17 protein-coding genes and 1 riboswitch are annotated in these 22,881 nt (G+C 30.3%); of the genes, 1 reads left to right on the forward strand and 16 read right to left on the reverse strand.

Features of this window, described 5'->3' with window-relative positions:
- The first annotated feature begins 48 nt into the window (after nt 1–48).
- Nucleotides 49–136, forward strand: a riboswitch (TPP riboswitch).
- A gap of 103 nt (nt 137–239) precedes the next feature.
- The gene (locus R3342_RS07735) at nt 240–2,591 is read left to right on the forward strand and encodes a TonB-dependent receptor (RefSeq protein WP_413468703.1); all 2,352 of its coding nucleotides are present in this window, start codon (nt 240–242) and stop codon (nt 2,589–2,591) included.
- A gap of 34 nt (nt 2,592–2,625) precedes the next feature.
- Here R3342_RS07735 and R3342_RS07740 read toward each other — a convergent pair whose 3' ends face one another.
- From R3342_RS07740 to R3342_RS07815, 16 genes are all read right to left on the reverse strand, one after another.
- Nucleotides 2,626–3,939: an FAD/NAD(P)-binding oxidoreductase gene (locus R3342_RS07740; RefSeq protein WP_318939454.1), complete on the reverse strand. Its 1,314-nt coding sequence runs from the start codon at nt 3,937–3,939 to the stop codon at nt 2,626–2,628.
- 165 nt (nt 3,940–4,104) lie between these two features.
- Nucleotides 4,105–4,269 carry a hypothetical protein gene (locus R3342_RS07745; RefSeq protein ID WP_318939455.1) on the reverse strand — a complete coding sequence of 55 codons (165 nt, stop codon included), beginning with the start codon at nt 4,267–4,269 and terminating at the stop codon, nt 4,105–4,107.
- A gap of 18 nt (nt 4,270–4,287) precedes the next feature.
- Complete coding sequence (locus R3342_RS07750) at nt 4,288–5,745, reverse strand: NAD(P)/FAD-dependent oxidoreductase (protein WP_318939456.1); 1,458 nt, start codon at nt 5,743–5,745, stop codon at nt 4,288–4,290.
- A gap of 7 nt (nt 5,746–5,752) precedes the next feature.
- The gene (locus tag R3342_RS07755; RefSeq protein ID WP_318939457.1) at nt 5,753–6,331 is read right to left on the reverse strand and encodes a DUF3365 domain-containing protein; all 579 of its coding nucleotides are present in this window, start codon (nt 6,329–6,331) and stop codon (nt 5,753–5,755) included.
- Nucleotides 6,321–6,779, reverse strand: coding sequence for a rhodanese-like domain-containing protein (locus R3342_RS07760; protein WP_318939458.1), 459 nt, complete (start codon nt 6,777–6,779; stop codon nt 6,321–6,323). The genes R3342_RS07755 and R3342_RS07760 overlap by 11 nt, the downstream gene beginning before the upstream one ends.
- A 126-nt stretch (nt 6,780–6,905) precedes the next feature.
- The gene (locus R3342_RS07765; RefSeq protein WP_318939459.1) at nt 6,906–8,321 is read right to left on the reverse strand and encodes an MBL fold metallo-hydrolase; all 1,416 of its coding nucleotides are present in this window, start codon (nt 8,319–8,321) and stop codon (nt 6,906–6,908) included.
- A gap of 79 nt (nt 8,322–8,400) precedes the next feature.
- Entirely contained in the window at nt 8,401–10,122 is a 1,722-nt protein-coding gene (locus tag R3342_RS07770) for a sulfate permease (protein WP_318939460.1), read from the reverse strand.
- Between the two features lie 37 nt (nt 10,123–10,159).
- Nucleotides 10,160–11,890: a SulP family inorganic anion transporter gene (locus R3342_RS07775; protein ID WP_318939461.1), complete on the reverse strand. Its 1,731-nt coding sequence runs from the start codon at nt 11,888–11,890 to the stop codon at nt 10,160–10,162.
- 75 nt (nt 11,891–11,965) lie between these two features.
- The gene (ruvB, locus tag R3342_RS07780; RefSeq protein WP_318939462.1) at nt 11,966–12,988 is read right to left on the reverse strand and encodes a Holliday junction branch migration DNA helicase RuvB; all 1,023 of its coding nucleotides are present in this window, start codon (nt 12,986–12,988) and stop codon (nt 11,966–11,968) included.
- Between the two features lie 77 nt (nt 12,989–13,065).
- Nucleotides 13,066–14,817, reverse strand: a complete 1,752-nt coding sequence (locus tag R3342_RS07785) for a cbb3-type cytochrome c oxidase subunit I (protein WP_318939463.1) — start codon at nt 14,815–14,817, stop codon at nt 13,066–13,068.
- 27 nt (nt 14,818–14,844) lie between these two features.
- A complete protein-coding gene (locus R3342_RS07790) occupies nt 14,845–15,852 on the reverse strand; it encodes a cytochrome c oxidase subunit II (protein WP_318939464.1) in 1,008 nt (335 codons plus the stop codon).
- A gap of 84 nt (nt 15,853–15,936) precedes the next feature.
- On the reverse strand, nt 15,937–17,289 hold the full coding sequence (locus R3342_RS07795) for a quinol:cytochrome C oxidoreductase (protein WP_318939465.1): 1,353 nt from the start codon (nt 17,287–17,289) through the stop codon (nt 15,937–15,939).
- A 29-nt stretch (nt 17,290–17,318) separates the two neighbouring features.
- Complete coding sequence (locus R3342_RS07800) at nt 17,319–17,876, reverse strand: cytochrome c (protein WP_318939466.1); 558 nt, start codon at nt 17,874–17,876, stop codon at nt 17,319–17,321.
- Nucleotides 17,877–17,882: 6 nt separating this feature from the next.
- A complete protein-coding gene (locus R3342_RS07805; RefSeq protein WP_318939467.1) occupies nt 17,883–18,401 on the reverse strand; it encodes a DUF3341 domain-containing protein in 519 nt (172 codons plus the stop codon).
- On the reverse strand, nt 18,394–19,791 hold the full coding sequence (gene nrfD, locus R3342_RS07810; protein WP_318939620.1) for an NrfD/PsrC family molybdoenzyme membrane anchor subunit: 1,398 nt from the start codon (nt 19,789–19,791) through the stop codon (nt 18,394–18,396). The genes R3342_RS07805 and nrfD overlap by 8 nt, the downstream gene beginning before the upstream one ends.
- A 22-nt stretch (nt 19,792–19,813) precedes the next feature.
- Nucleotides 19,814–22,864, reverse strand: a complete 3,051-nt coding sequence (locus tag R3342_RS07815; RefSeq protein WP_318939468.1) for a TAT-variant-translocated molybdopterin oxidoreductase — start codon at nt 22,862–22,864, stop codon at nt 19,814–19,816.
- Nucleotides 22,865–22,881 lie beyond the last annotated feature (17 nt).

The raw sequence follows: 22,881 nt of genomic DNA on the forward strand, positions 1-22,881 counted from the left end.
TAAATAACATTTTTAAAGTTTTTAAATAAAATTATTGCTAAATTTGCAGTATCTCAAAAGGGGTGCTTTATAGGCTGAGATTAAACCCATTGAACCTGAACAGATAATGCTGTTAAGGGATTGCTCAAAATCGATTAATATTTGAGCAAATTTTACGTTAAACATCGATTAATTACCTCTTTTTAAATCGTTTTATTTTATTTTAAATGAAACTATTTTTAAAAACAAATTTTAAAAAAGTGAAGTTATTAGTAGCTTTTTTAATTCTTGCATTTACTTTTAACGCAAATGCACAAAACACTTTTACTTTATCTGGAAAAATTGTGGATGGAAATCAACCTTTATCTGGAGCAAGTATTTTAATTAAAGGAACTTCTAACGGAACAACCTCTGATTTAAAAGGGAATTTTAAATTTCAATTAAAAAAAGGAACTTATACTTTAGTAATAAGTGCTATTAGCCAACCAAAAGAAGTAACTATTAACTTAACTAGAAATAAAACTATTTCCATTAACATGTCGGATAGTTTTGTGAATTTAAATGAAGTATTAGTAGCTGCTGTCCGAGTAAAAGGATCCTCTCCAGTAACACATAGCAATGTAACTAAAGAAGTTTTGGAAAAGCGAAATTTAGGTCAGGATATTCCTGTTCTTTTAAATTATTTACCTTCGGTAGTTACTACTTCCGATGCTGGTGCAGGAGTTGGGTATACTGGAATAAGAGTTAGAGGAAGTGACGCAACCAGAGTTAATGTAACTATTAACGGAATTCCGTATAATGATGCTGAAAGTCAAGGAACATATTGGGTAGATTTACCAGATTTTGCTTCTTCAACACAAAGCATGCAATTACAAAGAGGTGTAGGAACTTCAACAAATGGATCAGGTGCGTTTGGTGCAAGTTTAAATCTGCTAACAGATGCTATTTCTGAAAATCCATTTGGAGAAATTAGTAGCTCAATAGGTTCATATAACACCTCAAAAAATACTGTAAAATTTAGTACTGGAAAAATAAATAACCATATTGAATTTGCAGGAAGAGTTTCTAAAATAGATTCTGACGGTTATATTGACAGAGCTTTTTCACACCTAAAATCGTACTTTTTACAAGCTGCTTATGTAGATGAAAATACTTTAATAAAAGCCTTAGCATTTGGAGGAAAAGAAAAAACGTATCAAGCTTGGTATGGAGTAACTAAAGAAGAAATGGAAACATTAGGAAGAACCTATAATCCATACACTTATGATAATGAAATAGATAACTACCAACAAGATCACAATCAATTACTTTGGAACCAAAAACTTTCCCAAAACTGGAGTACCAATATTGCATTAAATTATACGCATGGAAAAGGTTATTATGAACAATATAAAAATGATGAAAACTTCTCAGATTATAATTTAACGCCAATTACAATTGGCGGAGAAACTATTAATCAAACCAATTTAATTAGAAGACGTTGGTTAGTAAACGATTTTTATGTTGCTAATGCAAATGCTACGTATAAAAATAATTCTTTAGAATTAATTTTTGGAACCTCTGTTAGCCATTATAATGGAGATCATTTTGGCGAAATAATTTGGGCGCAATATGCAAGTAATTCAAAAATCAGAGATCATTATTATGATAGTAATACCAAAAAAAATGATGCTAATATTTTTGGAAAAATCACTTATAAATTAAATAACCAATGGATTTTGTTCACTGATTTACAAGGTCGTTTTGTAGGTTTTAAAACTAATGGAATTACATCAGATAGGAATCCTATTAATGTAGATAAAAATTATTCGTTTTTTAATCCTAAAGCAGGACTAACATTTAATGCTTCAAAAAATAATAGTATCTATTTTTCAGTTGCAAAAGCCACTAAAGAACCTAATCGAAGTGATTTTAAAAACGGTGTAAATACTGCTGAAAATTTAACCGATTTTGAACTAGGATGGCGATATAAATCAAAGGACATGGCGTTAAATACTAATATTTATTATATGCGTTATAAAAATCAATTAGTATTAACAGGTGCTATAGATGATACTGGTGATTTTATACGAGGAACAAGCGGAAAAAGTTATAGATTAGGAGTTGAATTTGATGGAAAAATTAATATAAGTAAGCAATTTAGCTGGCAACCAAATATTGCTATAAGTTCAAATAAAAATATTGACTTTGTAACTTCTTGGAATGGATCTTTAGTAAATTTAGGAAAAACAAATATCTCCTTTTCTCCAAATGTAGTTGCTGGAAACGCTTTAGCTTATCATCCTAATTCTGCAATACAAATTGCATTACTTTCAAAATATGTAGGAGAACAATATATGGGAAATATTGATAATAAAAATTCAAAATTAGACAGCTATTTTGTAAACGATTTAAATGCTACCTATGAAATTAAACCTAAAAAAATAATAAAATCGATAATTTTTACGGCTTTAATTAATAATATTTTTAATACTAAATATATTTCAAACGGATATTATTATACGTATGATGATACTTGGTCTACACCCGGTACAACTACAACTTTAGACGGAGCTGGTTATTATCCTCAAGCTACTAGAAACTTTTTAGTTGGAGTAACTTTAAAATTTTAAATAAAAAAAAACCGAGGCAAAGCCTCGGTTTTTTTTATACTTCAATTCCTTTCATCATTTTATTCCAATATATATATGGTAATAAATATTTTTTCAAAATCCATAATCTCCAATGTTCTTTTGAAGAATCACTAATCATTAATGGAAATTCTTTTAGTTTTGGATCTGGTTTAAATTCTTTTGAATAATCAAATTCGGCTAAAACCATTTTTCCATAACCTGTTACTAATGGACAAGATGAATATCCATTATATGTTTTATTTCCTAATTTGTTTTCAGAAATTAAATGTAAAATATTTCCAACAACTACTGGTGTTTGCTTTCTAATTGCTGCGCCTGTTTTTGCAGTTGGCAATTCACAAACATCACCAATACCAAACACATTACTATATTTAGTATGTTGCATAGTACCTGAATCTACAGAAAGCCATCCGGATTCTTTTGCTAAAGGAGAGTTTCTAATAAAATCTGGTGCTTGCTGTGGTGGAGCCAAATGCATCATATCAAAATGAATTCCTACTAAACCATCTTTTTCTATGGCTTTTACATCTTTATAATTATATTGAATTTCTGCATCAACTACATCACCTTCCTTAGCTTTAATTACCACACAATCATTACCATCATCCGATTCTTTTAAAATTTCATACCAAGCAATTTGCTCCTTAGCATCTACTTTAACTAATTTGTGATAAAAACGAACATTAATATCTTTTTTATCAATTACTTCCATTAATGTTTTCGCTACTTTTTTAACGGCAAAAATTACATTTCCTGGCATTGCAAAAACTATATCTGTTTTATCTCTAACTCCAGATTTTTTAAAATATTCATCTGCTAAATACATAATTTTTTGAGGTGCTCCTCCACATTTTATTGGAGTTGCAGGTTGTGTAAACAACGCTGTACCTCCTTTAAAGTTTTTAAGCACTTCCCAAGTATGATTAGGGTTTGTGTAATTACTACAAACCACACCTTTGTCCATAGCTTCAGATAAACCTTCTACTAAATCTGGTGCTATTTTTAAGCCGGGTGCTACAACCAAATAATCATAAGTATATTCATTTCCATCTTTGGTGATTACTTTATTATTATCTGGATCAAATTTTTCTGCAAATTCTTTAATATGCTCTACACCTTTAGGAATTAATGAATCCATTTCTCTTCCTGTTTTTTCAAAATCATAGGTGTTAGCACCAACTAAAGTCCATGCTGGTTGATAATAATGTTTTTTTGCAGGGTCTAATAACCCTATTTTTAATGAAGCGTCTTTTCGTTTTAACATGGAAGAGACCATTATTCCAGCTGTTCCTCCTCCAATAACGAGAATTTGAAAATGTTTTGACATTATTTATTTAAATTATTAGTTAATAAGTTTTTAGGCGAAAAAATTACAATAAAAAAAACACCTTAAGGTGATTGAAATCACTTTAAAGTGTTAGATTAAAATTTTATTAAGTAAAATGTAGTTTTTAACTTATTTTACCTTTAATTTTAGGTGAGTTTCTTTTATTTATGAATGTCCTCCAACTACAATTCTCATAACTTTTAAATTTAATTTAAAAAAGTTATAAACTTGATATAAGAAACATACTCTTAAAAATTTTACCATTCTTGTAGGCTCTGTAGCAAATGAATTGTTGCTGTATGGAATTGTTTTATCGATATTTTTACTCATAATTATTTTTTTAATGTTTTATTCTGGAATTAACCACCAAAATGGTTTTGCTTTTGCTTTATACAAAAACATATAGTGCATAAACAATTTCATCCAATGTCCGGCGGTACCAACAACACCAACCGTATCTTTAATATTTCTTCCCCATTTAGGATATTTTTCCCAATCTGGTACAATTGGGTTTACAGTCATAACAGCTGCCTGGCCTTTAAACATTCCATATCCGGCAGAAACAATGCAAGCAGCTCCCATTTTAGCCATAGATGCTTTATGTTTATGTTCCATTTTGCCAGTTTTTACAGCATGAATAATATTCTGTGCAACAATTTTACCTATTACTCCAGATGGCATTCCTGTTCTAGGAGGCGTTGGAAAAATTTTTGTTCCATTTGGACTTTGCATTGGTTTTGACATTCCGTGTGGTGGTGCAAAAGCAATACCAGCTGCATAAACATTATCATATTTTTGACTTTGATACGTTGATGGCCAATCTTTAGCACTCCATTCTTCATATGGTTTTGGAGTATAATCTGCATCTACTTTCATCATGCCATTTGCTACAAAAACCTCAGAAGTAATATCTTCATTTTTTTTATTGAAAGCTTTCATTCCTGCACCTGTAAAACCAGGAATTAACATGGCAAAATCAAAACTTCGAGTTAAAAATTGTCCGTCTAAATTTTCATAATGAATAATTCCTTTTTCAACTTTTTGAACTCCTGCACGCTTAATCCAATTTATTCCATATTCTTTTAAAATAGATTCTGTAAAAATTTTAGTTGGAGTTACATAACCATTTCTTTTAACATAAGCTCCCCCCATACCAAAATCACCTAATTCATATTCGTTACTAATCCACCATAAATCAGCTAAGTGCATTAATTTTCGCTTTCTAATTTCAAAAGCAATATTTAAAATGTATTCAAACGCTGCTCCTTGGCAAGTAGCCAAAGCATGACCTGTTCCTACTACAAAAGTCTGTTTTTCTCCTTTCTCCATTTTAGCAAGAGATTCTTGAAATTTGCTCCAAGCATGCTCGGCATGATCATAAGTACAAACAGATTGTGTAAATTTATTTGGTCCTAACCCTTCTGTAGCATCAAAATTTAGTTTTGGCCCTGTAGCATTAATTAAATAATCATACGATACAATCTCTTCTTTGCCTTTTTCTTCTTCTGAAACATATTTAATTTTTACAAATCCTTTATCGTTTTCAGAATCACCTTCTGGGTGAATAGAAACTGCCATTGCTTGTTTATAATTAACACCCATTTTTTTATAAACTGGCGCTAATTTAAACTTAACTTGATCTGGAGTCATTAAACCAACTCCAACCCAAATATTAGATGGTATCCATTGAAAGTTACTATTTGGAGAAACCATAACTACTTCATGGTTTTTTTTAAGTGATTTACTCAAATAAGAAACCGCCGTGTGACCAGAAATCCCCGCCCCTAAAACTACTACTTTTGCCATTTTTTATCTATTTATCAAATGTTATGCTCCAAATTCCTCTAACATCACCTTCTTTATAATTTGTTGCTTTATCATTTGGGTATAATAATTTTATTATTGAATCATTTTTTACAGATATTTCTTGCCCAACTGTTCCATGACAGACTAAGCAATTGTTTTTCATAATAATTGGGGCATAAAAATGTATTTTATCATTTTTACCTACTTCAACTATAGGAGCTAACTCTTTATTATTTTCTTTTAAAGTTATGAATTTTTCTACTACTTCTAATTCTCTAGCTGTAGAATTATTTTTTATATTTCTAATTTTATTTGAAGTTCTTTTTATTGAAACATTAAACTTCTTTGATAATTCTTTAGTTATTGGAAGTGCTTCACTATTACAAAAAGGAATAGCATGAACTACTCCTCCTTTTTGTAATTGTTCTTTTAATTTACCGCTTAATGTTTTAAAAGATTCTTTAGAAATCTCCTTCCCTTTAACAAGGTAGGCTTCTTTTTCTTTAGGGGTTAACGATTTATTACAAGAAATCGTTATTGCTACTAGAAAAAGACTAAAAATTATATGTTTAAATTTATTTTTCAATTTTATTATTATTTCTAACCCAATTAATAATTCCTCCTTTTAAGTCATAAACTTCTTTAAAACCAAGTTGAACCATTTTTTCTGAGGCAATCTCTGATCTATGTCCTGTTTTACAGTATACATAAATAGGTTTACTTTTATCAAAAGAGTTTATTTGTTTTGCAAAATCTGAATCAAAAAAATTAATGTTTTTTGCACCTTTAATATAACCTTGGCTAAATTCCATTGGTGTTCTTACATCAATGATAGGGTTATTTTGTGATTTTTCTTTAAATTCTGAAGGAGATAAAACAGTTATTTTATCTTTAATTGCTTGTGTATCGCTATTAGATACTTTTGAGGAAACAGTACTTGAATTATTTATTTTATTAGCTTGATTATTTTTACAACTCAAGCTAATAAAGCTAACTACTAGTACAGTTAATACCGTTTTAATTAATGTTTTCATTTAATTTTGTTTTTGATTTTTTACAAATATAATTTTTCGATTAAATTTAAGCAGTAACCAAAGTTACTATAAACAAAAATAGGGAGTTAAAAAACTCCCTATTAATTTTAAAAAAATATTGTTGTTTTATAATAATGTAGTTGGACACACATAGTCTGTAAGTTCAACACCACTATCTTTAATATCATTAAATCCACCTCTTATATCGGTAACATTACTAACTCCATTTGCTTGAAAAATAGAAGCTGCAATTAACGATCTATAACCGCTTGCACAATGTAAAAAGTATTCTTTATCAGGCTTTATTTCAGCAAAATTTTCATGAATAAAATCTAATGGGAAATTACCAACCCCAACAACATGTTCTGACAAATATTCTGATTCTTTTCTAACATCTAAAGGAACTTCCAAACTTCCTTCTTTCAATCTATTTGCAAATTGAATTGCAGACATCGAACCAATTTTTGAAATTTCATGACCTGCAGCTTTCCAAGAATGCATTCCTCCTCTTAAAAAGCCTAAAATATTATCATAACCTACACGAGAAAAACGTGTAACAACTTCTTGTTCTCTATCTCCTTCTGCTATAAAAATAATTTTTTGATTGATATCTTTAATTAAAGTTCCAACCCAAGGAGCAAAACTGCCATCAACACCAATAAACCAAGCTCCTGGAACAGTTCCTTCTTCCGTATAATCTTCTTTAGAGCGTGTATCTATAACTAAAATATCTTTTTGTTCACTCATTTCTTTAAAAGTATCTGCATCAATTGGTGTAGTACCTTTTTTTAGAACTTCATCAATACTAGTGTTAATACCTTTATTCATTCTAACATTATTAGGAAAATATTGAGGTGGTTGTTTTAAACCAGTAGTAACTTCTTTAATAAATTCCTCTTTAGTCATATCAGCTCTTAAAGCATAATTTGTTTTCTTTTGATTTCCTAAAGTATCAAAAGTTTCTGAACTCATATTTTTACCACATGCTGAACCTGCTCCGTGATTTGGATATACAATTATATCATCTGGTAGTGTCATTATTTTATTTCTTAATGAATCAAATAAATGACCTGCTAAATCTGCCTGTGTTAAATCAGATTTAACAGCTAAATCTGGTCTTCCAACATCTCCAATAAATAAACAATCTCCTGTAAACACATAAGGTTTATTTCCATCTTTATCAATAAGTAAATAAGAGGATGATTCCATTGTATGACCTGGAGTATGTAATAACTTTAAGGTTAAATCTCCAATTTTAAACTCTTCTCCATCTTTTCCTTGATGAATTTCATATGCTGGGTTAGCATTTGGACCAAAAACTATAGTTGCTCCTGTTTTTTTAGCCAAATCTACCTGACCCGATACAAAATCGGCATGAAAATGGGTTAAAAAGACATACTTAATTTTTACACCATCGGCTTTAGCCATTTCTATATATGGTGCAGTTTCTCTTAGTGGATCTATAATTGCGGCTTCACCATTTGAATGAATATAATAGGCCATTTCCGCTAAGCAGCCAGTAAATAATTGTTCTACTTTCATCTTCTGATTTTTTAATAGTTAATTAAATTGCTCCAAAATAATAAATTACAGATTACTTATTGTGATGTAAATCACCTAGTTAAACATTTCGTTGATGGGTGTATTTTTTTTTGTTGTCAGTTTTGGTTTTTTCTTGATAATAATCAATTGCTTCTTGAATACTCATAAAGCAATATTCTTGACCAATATCTTTTATAATATTAGATTTATAAATGGTATCTCTAACTGGTCCTTTTAACCCTGTAAAATATAGTTTAATTTTCTTTTCTTTAAAATATTTTAATACTTCTTCTAAAGCATAAACACCACTACTATCTAAATTATTTAAACTTTCACCATCAATTACAATAATTTTTAATTTTTTCCCTTTTTTTCTAGCTTCACTATAAATAGTATCTTTAAAATAAGTTGTATTTGCAAAGTGAAGTTGAGCATCGAATCTAATTATTAAAACGTCTTTAAGTACAATTAAATTGTCAAACCTTTTAATATTTCGATATAAATATGTATTCGGCACATTTCCTAAAATTGCAACATGTGGTTTTGTAGATTTGTAAATTAACATAATTAAAGAAAAAAGAACTCCTGTAATAATCCCTTCTTTAATTCCAATGGTTGCTGTAACCAATAAAGTAACGTTTAAAATTATTAAATCTCTTTTGGTATATTTCCATAACTGATAGGGAACTTTAAAGTCCAATAAACTAAAAACTGCAACCATAATAATTGCGCCTAAAACTGCTTTAGGTAAATAATAAAATAGTGGCGTTAAAAATAATAATGTTAAAGCAACAACTATTGCTGAAATTATAGCTGCAAAAGGAGTGTTTGCTCCGCTTTGATTATTCACAGCTGTTCGACCAAATCCTCCTGTTGAAGGATAACTTTGAAAAAGTGATCCTACAATGTTTCCTAAACCTAAAGCTATTAACTCTTTATTTGCTTTCACTTTATAATTCATATGCTTAGATTCTATAGCTTTTGCAACCGATATTGCTTCCATAAAAGCTATTAATGCAAGGGTTAATGCAAGTGGTCCAAGCTCATGTATTGTTGCTAAGTTAAACTGTTGTATGTTAAAATTAGGTAATCCTTTTGGTATATTTCCTACTATTTTAACTCCATATTGATGTAAATTAAAGATTTTTACCACTAAAACTCCTAAAATAACAACTACTAAAGCTGCAGGTATTTTTTTAAAATATCTCTTTAATAAAACTATTATTAAAATAGAAGTTATCCCAATAAAAAAAGTAGGATAATTAATATTTTTTAGTTGTTCAATAGCGTCAAAAACTAAATATTGTAATTGATGATTTCTACTTATATCAACTCCAAATAAATGCTTTATTTGATTAAAACCAATAATTAATGCAGCTGCAGATGTAAAGCCACTAATTACAGGTTTTGATAAAAAATTGACTATAAATCCCAATCTAAATAAACCAAAAGCCAATTGTATTAAACCTATTAATAATGCTAAAAGTATAGCTAATGCAATAAAATGTTCCGATCCAACGGTTGCAATAGCTCCAATACCTGATGCAACAATTAAAGAATCCATGGCTGAAGGTCCAACAGCCAATTGCCTAGATGTACCAAAAATTGCATAAGCAACTTGTGGTATCATTGCAGTATAAAGACCATATATTGGAGGTAAACCAGCAATCATTGCGTAGGCAATACCTTGAGGAATTAGCATAACTCCAACGGTTAATCCAGCAGAAATATCGCCTTTTAACCACGACTTTTTATAAATAGATAACCAATCTAAAAATGGAAATACGTTTGCTAATTTCATTTAATAAGAAAAGTTTATTTTGAATTTATATACTATATTAGTTTTCGGTACATTCAAAAAAGGCTTTTACTTCGCAAGTTTCACATATATTTTTATCTAATTTTTGATAAACTGCTTGAATAGCATTTTTTTTATCTTTATAAAAATGATCACTTCCTATTTCATCAAAAAAACCACCTTTTATTAGTACATTTTGACTAACTAATTTCATTCCGCTAAAATAAATAATTCGATTTGTAGATTCCCATTTTTTTACTTCATTTGTTAACCACTCTGCGCTAGCTAAATCAATAAAATTAATTCCATCAGCTATAACAAGTAAGTGCTTTTCATCACTATTATCATATAAATCTGAAAAATAATTTGAAATAGATTCAACAGAACCAAAATACAGAGAACCATCCACACGAATAATATTTAACTGTGGACATTGTTTAACACTTTTATCTCTAATTATATTTACAAATCGGTTTGATTTATTTAACCCTAAAACTGCAATATGTGGCTTTGAAGTTTTTTCTAAATAGAAAAATAATGAGAAAAATATACCAATAACTAATGCTTGCTGAAGATCTAAAAACAAAGTTCCTAAAAAAGTAGCACTAAAAACAATTAGTTCGCGTCCACTACTTTTAAAAATGCCTTTAATATGTTTAAAATCTATTAAATTATATCCAACTAATAAAATAATACCTCCCATAGCTGCCTTTGGTAAATAAGCTGCATATTTTGCAAAAAATAACATTACAAACATTAATCCAAATGATGAAACAAATGCTGAAAACCTTGTTTTAGCTCCAGATTGATAATTTATACTTGATCTTGTAAACGAACTTGAACTTGTATAACATGAAAAAAAGCTAGAAACCAAATTGGATATTCCTTGAGAGACAAATTCTTGATTAAGATCTACTTTTTGATGCGTATGTAAAGAAATAGATCGTGATATTGCAGCTACCTCAACTAAACCTAAAGTAGCTAATATTAATGCTCCTGAATTTAACATTCGCATATTTTGATAATTAAAATCAGGCATTTTAAATGGTGGTAAATTTGAAGGGATATCTCCTACAGTTTCAATACCGTGTAATCCTCCTCCTAACCAGGTTGCTAATAAACTTCCAAATATCATGGCGAATAACATATATAATCTAGAAATCTTTTTAACTTTTCTAATTATTAATGCTAAAGCTAAAGTACCTATAGCTACTGCAAATACATACCAATTTATTTCTGATATATGAAAAGCAATAAATTCAATAATATTTGAAAAAGAACTTCCTTGAGGTACATTAATTCCAAAAATATGCTTTAATTGTTTAAATGCTATTAAAACTCCTGCTCCTGCAGAAAATCCAATAATTACAGAGTTAGAAACAAAATTTACTAATTTTCCCATTCTAGCTATTCCCATAATAAGCTTAATAACCCCAGCCATAAATGATAATAAAATTGCAAGTGAAACAAATGCCTCAATATCATTAGTAGGGTTTACATGTTTACTAATTATGGAATACAGAACAATAGAACTAGTTGTTGTTGGCCCAGAAACTAAGTGGTTTGATGAGCCATAAAGAGCTGCAATTACTGGTGTTAACATTGCTGTATAAAATCCATAAACAGGGGGCATTCCTGCTATCATTGCAAAAGCTACAGCTTGTGGTATAACAATAATAGTTCCTGTTAATCCTGCAATTAAGTCATCTTTCCATGTTTGCCTTACCATTGGTAACCATGTTAAAAAAGGTAAAATTTGTTTTAAAGTCATATCAGTTCTAAGTAGTAAAGTTTAAAACAAAAGTACTACGAACATTTTTTCATATTGTGATGTAGATCACTAAAATTAAAATAGCTCGTTTTGAGAGTTAGTTTTTGTTTTACCTAAATGTTTATAAGCTAAAGCTGTTACTTCTCTTCCTCTTGGCGTTCTCATTATAAATCCTTCTTGAATTAAAAAAGGCTCATAAACTTCTTCAATAGTTTCTGTATTTTCCCCTACTGCTGTCGCAATAGTAGTAATTCCAACTGGTCCTCCTTTGAATTTATCAATTATAGTAGTCAAAATTTTATTGTCCATTTCGTCTAAGCCATGAGCATCTACATTTAAAGCATTAAGCGCATACTTGGCAATTTTAATGGTAATGCTACCATCTCCTTTTATTTGAGCAAAATCACGAACTCTTCTTAAAAGTGCATTTGCAATCCTTGGAGTTCCTCTACTTCTCCCTGCAATTTCAATAGCTGCTTCCATAGAAATTGGTACTCTTAATATATGAGCACTTCTTTGAACTATGGTAGTAAGTAGTTCCGTATTATAATAATGTAATCTGCTACTAATTCCAAAACGAGCTCTCATTGGTGCAGTTAACAACCCTGAACGAGTTGTTGCTCCAATTAAAGTAAATGGCTCTAAATCTATTTGAACCGTTCGAGCATTTGGACCTGATTCAATCATGATATCAATCCTGTAATCCTCCATTGCCGAATATAAATACTCTTCAACAATTGGACTTAAACGATGAATTTCATCAATAAACAATACATCTCGTTCACTTAAACTAGTTAACAAACCTGCTAAATCTCCTGGTTTATCAATTACAGGTCCAGATGTAATTTTTAATCCAACCCTTAATTCATTGGAAAGAATGTGTGCTAAAGTTGTTTTCCCTAATCCTGGTGGTCCATGAAACAATGTGTGATCTAATGCCTCATCTCTTTGGTTAGCTGCTTGAACAAAAATTTTTAAATTCTCCAAAATTTGTTCTTGCCCAGTAAAATCATCAAAACTTAACGGACGTAACTTCTTTTCAATATCAAATTCTTCGGAAGTAAAATTACTTTTATCAGGATTTAAATTTTCATTCATAAAAACAAAGATAGCAGAAATAAAAAAACCTTTCTAAATTTAGAAAGGTTTTGTAAATATAATAAGTTAAATATTTTTTACGATTCTTCTTCTCCTTCAAAAAGAGGTGTATTTTGCGGTACAAAATCTTCAGGAAGTCCTGGTTTACTATAATCGTAAGACCATCTATAAACTGTAGGTAATTCTCCAGGCCAGTTTCCGTGAACATGTTCAACAGGAGTTGTCCATTCAAGTGTGTTAGAGTGCCAAGGATTTTGACTTGCTTTTTTACCTTTATAAATGCTAATAAAGAAGTTTGCTAAGAATATTAATTGTGCAAGTCCTCCTAAAATGGCAAATATAGTTATCACCTTGTTTACATCAGATAAATCATCAAATAAAGGAAATGCTGTATTTGAATAATATCGTCTAGGTAATCCTGCTAAACCAAGAAAGTGCATTGGGAAAAACACACCATAGGCTGCAACTGCAGTAATCCAAAAATGCCAATATCCTAAGGTTTTATTCATCATTCTACCATACATTTTAGGGAACCAATGATAAATACCAGCAAACATACCGTATATTGCAGAAACACCCATAACTAAGTGAAAGTGAGCAATTACAAAGTAGGTATCATGAACATTGATATCTAAAGCACTATCTCCTAAAACAAGACCTGTTAATCCTCCTGAAATAAAAGTAGATACTAATCCAATAGAAAATAGCATTGCAGGATTCATTTGCAAATTACCTTTCCAAAGTGTTGTAATATAATTAAATGCCTTAACTGCTGATGGAATTGCAATTAATAATGTTGTAAATGTAAATACTGAACCTAAAAATGGATTCATTCCTGAAACAAACATATGATGTCCCCAAACTATAGTTGACAAAAAGGCAATTGCAATAATTGAACCTATCATTGCTCTATAACCAAAAATTGGTTTTCTTGAATTTGTAGAAATAATTTCAGAAGTAATTCCTAAAGCTGGTAATAAAACTATATAAACTTCTGGGTGTCCTAAAAACCAAAATAAATGTTCAAATAAAACGGGTGAACCACCTTGATAATGTAAAACTTCACCTTGAATAAAAATATCAGATAAGTAAAATGACGTTCCAAAACTTCTATCAAAAATTAATAGTAAAGCTGCAGATAATAATACAGGAAAAGATACAACACCAATAATAGCAGTTACAAAAAATGCCCAAATAGTTAATGGTAATCTTGTCATTTTCATTCCTACTGTTCTCAAATTTAATACAGTAACAATGTAATTTAAAGCTCCTAACAATGAAGAAGCTATAAAAATCGCCATAGAAATTAACCATAATGTCATTCCCATTCCAGAGCCTGGAATTGCCTGTGGTAATGCACTTAAAGGAGGATAAATAGTCCAACCTGCAGCAGCAGGACCTGCTTCTACAAATAAAGAGCTAACCATAATTACACTAGACAAAAAGAATAACCAATAGGAAACCATATTTAAAAATCCAGAAGCCATATCTCTAGCTCCAATTTGTAATGGAATAAGTAAGTTACTAAAGGTTCCGCTTAAACCAGCTGTCAATACAAAAAATACCATAATAGTACCATGTATGGTTACTAATGCTAAATATATATCTGGAGACATTACACCTCCATCTTGATGGTGACCTAAAAATGCTTCAAAAATTCCAAATGATTTTTCTGGCCAAGCAATTTGTAAACGAAACAACATAGACATAAATACCCCTATAATTCCCATAAAAATCCCAGTAATTAAATACTGCTTAGAAATCATTTTATGATCAGTACTAAAAACGTATTTTGTTATAAATGTTTCTTTATGATGATGATTTGACATATTTTATTTTTTTAGTAGTGTAGTATATTATTTGATAATCTGGCTCATAGTTTTTTGTTGTTTTAACCAAGCATTAAATTCAGAAGGTGTTTCAACAATAATTTTCATTTGCATATTGTAGTGAGATGCTCCACATATTTTATTACAAAGTAGTAAATAGTCAAATTGATATGGATCTTCTCCTTTTTCAGCTCTAATTTTATTTATGCCATCTACTTTAGCAATCGTTTTTTTATTTAATCGCATTTCTTTGGTTGTAATATTTGGAGTGTATGAAAATGAAGTTACCATACCTGGAACACAGTTCATTTGAGCTCTAAAATGAGGCATAAATGCAGAGTGTAAAACATCTTGTGATCTAAATTTAAAAATTACTTTTCTTCCTTTAGGTAAATGTAATTCTCTAGTAGGAATATCATCTTGTGCATTTTTATCGGTCATATCAACACCCATAGTGTTAATACCTTTAATGTTTCGAACATTTGCACGTCCTAATTCATTGTCAGCTCCAGCGTAACGAGCTTGCCATTGAAATTGTTTAGCATACACTTCAACTATTAAAGGATCTTTTGCGCCAGATGAATCCATAACATCTTGCCAAACTGAAAGCCCGTATAATACCAATCCTGATAATACTACTGCAGGAATAATTGTCCAAATAGCTTCAAGCTTAGAACTATCTGCATAAAACAGAGCCTTTCTTCCTTTAATTCCTCTGTATTTATATGCGAAATAAAATAGTAAAAACTGAGTAATTGCTTGTACAATTAAGATTAATACCATTGTAATTGCAAATAAAGTATCGTAACTTTCTCCTTCAACTGAAGCAGAATCAGGTAATAAAGTTACAGAGTATTTCACAAAGGAAAATATCATTAATCCATAGAAAAATACCCCAAATAAAGCAAATAATATTCCTTGAGTGTTATTATCTCTCTCGGTTGCTATTGTGCTTTTTAAATTAAATATACTTGCAATTTGCCATATAGCAATACAAATAACTATTGCCAATAAAACATAAAGTAATGCTGTCATTTTTTTAGTTAGTTTTTATAGTAGCGTCAAATATAAAAAAAATCCTGAATAATTATTACTCAGGACTCGATTTATGAGTTAATATTAATAATGATAATGTTCACTTTCTTTTAAAAATGGGTTTTTGTTTATCTCTAACGATTTTTTCGCAAGCGCTGAAAATACCACATAAATAAATACTCCTAAAAAGAACAAAATTGATGAAATTTCAGGAATACCAACATGCCAATGATTTCCTACAGTAGCAGGTGAAATTATTACAAAAACATCTACATAATGTCCTAATAAAATAATAATACCTGTTGCAATTATAAACCAAGGAATACGTTTGTAATCACTATTCATTAAAACTAATAATGGAAATACAAAGTTTGAAATAAGCATTCCTATAAATAAAAGTTGGTATGGGCCTAAAAGTCTAGGTTGAAAATAAGCTGTTTCTTCTGGCATATTTGCATACCAAATTAGCATAAATTGAGAAAACCATAAGTAAGTCCAAAATATACTAAACCCAAACATAAATTTTGCTAAATCATGTAAATGGCTATCATTTACTTTAGGTAAAAATCCTTTTGCTCTTAAATAAATAGTTACCATAGCAATTACGGTTATACCAGAAACAAACATTGTTGCAAAAACATACCATCCAAATAAGGTACTTTGCCAATGTGGAGTTAAAGACATTAACCAATCCCAAGACATCATGGATTCGGTAACAATAAAAAATATTAAAAAGAAAACTGATGCTTTAAAATTCTTTTTATAAGCACTTAAATCAGATGCTGTATCTTGAGCTAATGAGTTTTTTCTAGAATAATATCGATAAAAATTCCAACCTAACAAATAAATAAAAGTTCTAATCATCCAGAATGGAATATTTAACCACCAACTTTTTGAAACTAAAATTTCATCATAATGTTCGCTTGAAACATTATAAAAATCAGGGTTCATCCAAACAAAATAATGATGACCATTTGCAGCCATAAGAATTAAAAAGGCTAAAATAAATAATGATCCTGGCAATAAATATGCAGTAATTCCTTCCATTACTCTAAATAATACTATAGACCAACCTGCTTGAGATGCATATTGAATAGCATAAAAAGCTAAAGTTCCTAAAGCTATCATGAAAAAGAAAAACATTGCAATAAACACAGCTGTATAAGGACGATTTTGCAAAGCATGTAATGCATGAGTGAAATGAGCATCTTTCGTACTTTCATTAGCTGATGCGCTATCATGGGCTTCCCCTTTTAACTCAATTGAGGATGTATTTTCAGCAGCAGAATGATTTTCATGAGTATTTTCATGTTGCATCATTTCTTTTACTTCGTCAACATTATTTGGTGTAGTTAAAAAACCGTAACCAATACCCAATGCACCCAAAACCATAAATATGATTGCACTAATTTTTAATTTATTTGAAAAAGTATACATATTTTAATTTTCTTTCTTTTGTAACTATTTTACTTTAATGAATCTTCTCTTAATTTTTGAACATACTGAACTATTTGCCAACGTTCTTTATAGGTTAACTGAGAAGCATGTGATCCCATTAAATTTCTACCATACATAATAACATGGTAAATACTTCCTTCCGTAATTTGTCTGTCTTTATAATTAGGAACTCCTAAAAATTTCTCTCTTTTTACTAAAACACCTTGACCATCCCCTTTTGCTCCATGACAAACAGCGCAATAAATGGTAAACATTGCTTTTCCTTTAGCTAAGTTTTTTTCGTTAACTTCTAATGGAGACTTTAAAGTTGCTTTTGCTAACTCATATCCTTCATTAGTATTAGGAATTTCATAAGGAACTTCTCCTCTAAAAATAGTTCCTTCAACTGGTTTTTGAGCTTCAATTCCATTTTTGAAAAACGGATTTGTAGCATAGGTTTCATAACCAACAGCATTGTACATATCCGTTGCTGCCATATATCGTAATTTAGGTTTACGATGATTATTGCAAGAAGTTACGCTAATAACTATTAACAAAACTGCTATAATATTAAGTATTCGTTTCATTATTTGCTATGCTTTTAATTTTATTTCTTTAGCTCCATTATTTTTAAGGAACTCCTCTAATTTTTCAACATTTTCTTCTGTAGAAACTTCAACCATAAAATGGTCATCTGTAGTTCTAACATCAGGATTTTCAGCTTTTTTAAATGGCCATAATTTACTTCTCATATAAAAAGTAATTACCATTAAGTGAGCTGCAAAAAATACAGTTAATTCAAACATAATAGGCACAAATGATGGCATATTTTCATGAAAACTAAAACTTGGTTTTCCTCCAATATTTTGTGGCCAATCCATTATCATCATATAATTCATCATCCAAACAGCAAAAGAAAAACCAATAACTCCGTAAATAAATGAAGCAATTGCAATTCGAGTATTTTTTAACCCTGCTGCTTTTTCTAATCCGTGCACAGGAAAAGGTGTAAATACCTCTTCAATATCATAATTTGCATCTTTTAATCCTTTAACGGCTTTTAAAAGCACGTCATCATCATCAAAAATGGCTTGTATGGTTTTGTTACTCATGATTTTCTTCTCTTAATTTTTTATAATTATCTCCTGAAGATTTTAAAATACTCTTTAATTCTGCTTGGGCAATTACTGGGAAAGTTCTAGCATATAATAAAAACAACACAAAGAAAAATCCAATAGTTCCAATAAAAATTGCAATATCTACAAAAGTTGGTGAGAACATAGTCCAAGATGAAGGTAAATGCCCACGACTTAAATCGATAACAATAATATCAAATCTTTCAAACCACATACCAATATTAATAATTATTGAAATGATGAAAGACCATATATAATTAGTTCTTAATTTTTTAAACCAAAGTGTTTGTGGGAAAATAAAGTTACACGTAATAAGTGCCCAAAAAGCCCACCAATAAGGTCCTGTTGCAGCTCCAACAGACAAATAAGTGTAATCTTCATAACTACTTCCTGAATACCATCCTACAAAAAACTCAGTAATATATGCAACAGAAACTATTCCGCCTGTTACCAAAATTACTTTATTCATGTTTTCAATATGAACTCTTGTAATATATGATTCTAAGTTAGATACTTTCCTCATAATTAATAATAAGGTTTGTACCATTGCAAAACCTGAAAAAATTGCTCCTGCAACAAAATAAGGAGGAAATATTGTACTATGCCATCCTGGTATTACTGAAGTAGCAAAGTCCATAGATACAATTGTGTGTACTGATAACACTAACGGAGTAGCTAAACCAGCTAACACTAAAGATACTTCTTCAAAACGTTGCCAATCTTTTAATCTTCCTGACCAACCAAAACTTAATAAACTATATATCTTTTTTTGAAATGGTCTTACCGCTCTATCTCTTAACATTGCAAAATCAGGCAATAATCCTGTGTACCAAAATACTAATGACACAGATAAATATGTTGAAATTGCAAATACATCCCATAATAATGGTGAGTTAAAGTTTACCCATAATGATCCAAAGTTATTTGGAATTGGTAATACATAAAATGCATTCCAAACTCTACCCATATGTATAATTGGAAATAATCCTGCTTGTACTACGGCAAAAATTGTCATTGCTTCTGCAGAACGGTTAATACCCATTCTCCATTTTTGACGAAATAATAATAGTACTGCTGAAATTAAGGTTCCTGCATGTCCAATACCTACCCACCAAACAAAATTGGTAATATCCCAGGCCCAGTTAACACGGTTATTTAATCCCCAAACTCCAATACCAGTTCCAATAGTATATAGTATTGCTCCCAAACCATATAAAAATGCAATTAATGCAATAATAAATGCAATCCACCATTTTTTATTGGCTTTCCCTTCTACAGGTGCCGCAACATCAACAGAAATGTCGTGGTATTTTTTATCACCATAAATTAATGGTTCTCTAATAGGTGCTTCGTAATGAGACATAATTAATATCTATCTTAATTTTTATTTATGATTCTTCTGTATTTCTAACTTTTAAGTGATACATCACATTTGGTTTAGTACCCACTTCTGCTAATAAATGGAAAGTTCTATCATCTTCAATTAAATGAGCAACTTCACTTTCTTTATCATTTACATCTCCAAACACCATAGACCCTGTAGGACAAGCGCTTGAACAAGCAGTTTGAAATTCTTCATCTTTAACTGGTCGTCCTTCTTTTTTAGCTGTTAAAATGCTTAATTGTGTTTTTTGTATACACATTGAACATTTTTCCATAACTCCTCTTGAACGAATTACTACATCAGGATTTAAAACCATTCTTCCTAAATCGTTATTCATATTAAAGTCAAATTCACTGTTTTCAGCGTATTTGAACCAGTTAAATCTACGAACTTTATACGGACAGTTGTTTGCACAATATCTTGTTCCTATACATCGATTATATGCCATATGGTTTTGACCTTGACGACTGTGAGAAGTAGCAGCAACAGGACAAACTGTTTCACAAGGTGCATGATTACAATGTTGACACATTACTGGTTGAAAAGCAACCTGAGGATTTTCTTGAGGAACAGTCATTTCATTAAACATTTCACCTGTTCCAAAAATACCTTCTTCTTTAGCTACTTCATTCGTCATATCAGATGTGTAGTATCTATCAATACGCAACCAATGCATATCTCTACTAACTCTAATCTCATGTTTTCCAACTACAGGTACGTTGTTTTCAGCGTGACATGCAACTATACAAGCTGCACAACCTGTACAAGTTGCTAAATCAATGGATAAATTAAAATGATGTCCAATGGTGTCATCAAATTTTTCCCATAAATCAACTTTATTAGCTGGAACTTCTTCATGATTTAAAGAGAACTCAGGAGTTTCGTTCCAATCTTCTTTTGGTTTATTGATAAAATCATCTAAAGTAGTTTCTTTAATAATTTCATCACGCCCCATAATTGTATGTTGCAATTGTACGCAAGCAAACTCATGTTCTCCTGAAGTTTTTTCAATTTCTACTTTTTGGAATGGATTAAAGTTTTGCATTAAAGGATATGCATTTAATCCTATCATCATATCTTTTTTCATTCCTGCGGTTCTTCCATAACCAACAGCAATACCAATACTACCTTTTGCTTGACCTGGCTGAATAAGCACTGGTACATCTTTTAAAACAGTATTTCCTACTTTTAAAGATGCTTTACTTCCATTTAATGCTCCATCACTTACATTCCAGTTTTCTAAATTTAAAGCTTTAGCATCTTCCGAAGAAATTGTTAAATAATTATCCCAAGAAGTTCTAGAAATTGGATCTGGCAATTCTTGTAACCAAGGATTATTTGCTTGTTTACCATCTCCTAAACTAGTTTTTGCATAAACATTTAGCTCAAAATCAGATGATTTTGTTGCAGCTAACAAGTCTGCAGCAATTTGATTTATATCTACAGTATTTGATGAAAGTTCTACTTTAGAATCTGCTTTAAAAACACCATCTTCTAATGCTTTATTCCAAGTTGATCCATTTAAAATTGAAGTTTTCCAATTGTTTTTTAAATAGTCATAATAAGAATTTGTAGATCCCATCCAAGTTAGTAAGGATTCTTCAAATTGACGTGTATTAAATAATGGGCGTATAGTTGGCTGCATTAAAGAATAATGTCCTGCTTGCATCATTGCATCACCCCAAGACTCTAAATAATGAGGAGCATTTGCCACTAAATTAGTATTTGCAGCAGTTTCATCATTATTTGAACTAAAACTTATAGATAATTTTACTTTTTTAAGTCCCGCATTAAATTCATCGGCATTTGGTAAAGTATAAGAAGGGTTAACATTATTTATTAATAATGCACCTATTTTACCTTCATTCATTTCTTTTACCAAATTTGCTACGGCAACATCATCCCCTGCTTTTACAAAACGAGGAGCAGTACTATCAAATACTTCTGATTGTAATGCTTGATTAATTGCGATAGCAATTAATTGAGCTTCTTTATTTTGTATACCTGTAACAACTACTGCTTTTTTACCTGCTTTTTTAAGTTGTTTAGCAGCCATTTTAACTGCCTTATCAGCTGGTGTTTCTTTTGAATTTACAGTATTTCCTGTTATTGCATTATATAAATTTAACAATGCATAAATTTGGTTTGACGGCTTAACTGGAATTCGTTTATCTGCATTCGCACCAGTTAATGACATAATTGATTCAAACTGAATAAGTTTTGACATTTTGCCATTTACAGGTTTTCTTCCTTTTGCATAAGCTCCACTATAATGACCTCCTTGCCAATCTCCTAAAAAGTCTGCTCCAATAGAAACAATAACTTCTGCATCTTCAAATTTATAATCTGGTAATGCTCTTACTCCATATATTGCTTGAAAAGCATCTAAAGCTGCACTTTCAGAAAGCGCATCATAAACAACATGCGATACATTACCGAAAGCTCCAGTAAATTCTTCAATTACTTTATTTGTTGAAGGACTTGCTGTAGTTCCAGAAAGAATTACAATTTTTTCGTTAGAATCTTTTAGACTTTTTAAAGTTTGGATTGCTTTTTCATCTAAAGATTTCCAATCAGACTCTTTTCCTTCAACTAGTGGGTTACGCAATCTATTGTTATCATATAATGATAAAACAGATGCCTGAACTCTTGCTGAAGTTGCTCCCCAATTACCAGCCATTTTGTTAGGCTCAATTTTAATTGGACGTCCTTCACGAACTTTAACCAATATGTTTGCAAAGTCTGTTCCGTCAGCCATGGTAGATGCATAATAATTTGCTACACCAGGAATAACATCATCAGGTTTTACAACATAAGGTATTGATTTTACAACTGGTCCTTCACAAGCAGCTAAAGTAACTGCTGCTGTTGAAAACCCAACATATTTCAAAAAATCTCTTCTGGTAGTTGAAGGCTTAGATAAATTTTCTTTATCTCCTAAAAACTCATCCGTTGGAAGTTCTTCTGCAAATTCCTTTTGTTGTAAACTTTCAACAATAGGACTATTGGCTTTCAATTCCTCAACGCTTCTCCAGTATTTTTTATTTGATGCCATGTTTTATTTATGTAATT

Origin of the sequence: Lutibacter sp., assembly GCF_033723435.1 — a bacterium.
Lineage (GTDB): Bacteria > Bacteroidota > Bacteroidia > Flavobacteriales > Flavobacteriaceae > Lutibacter.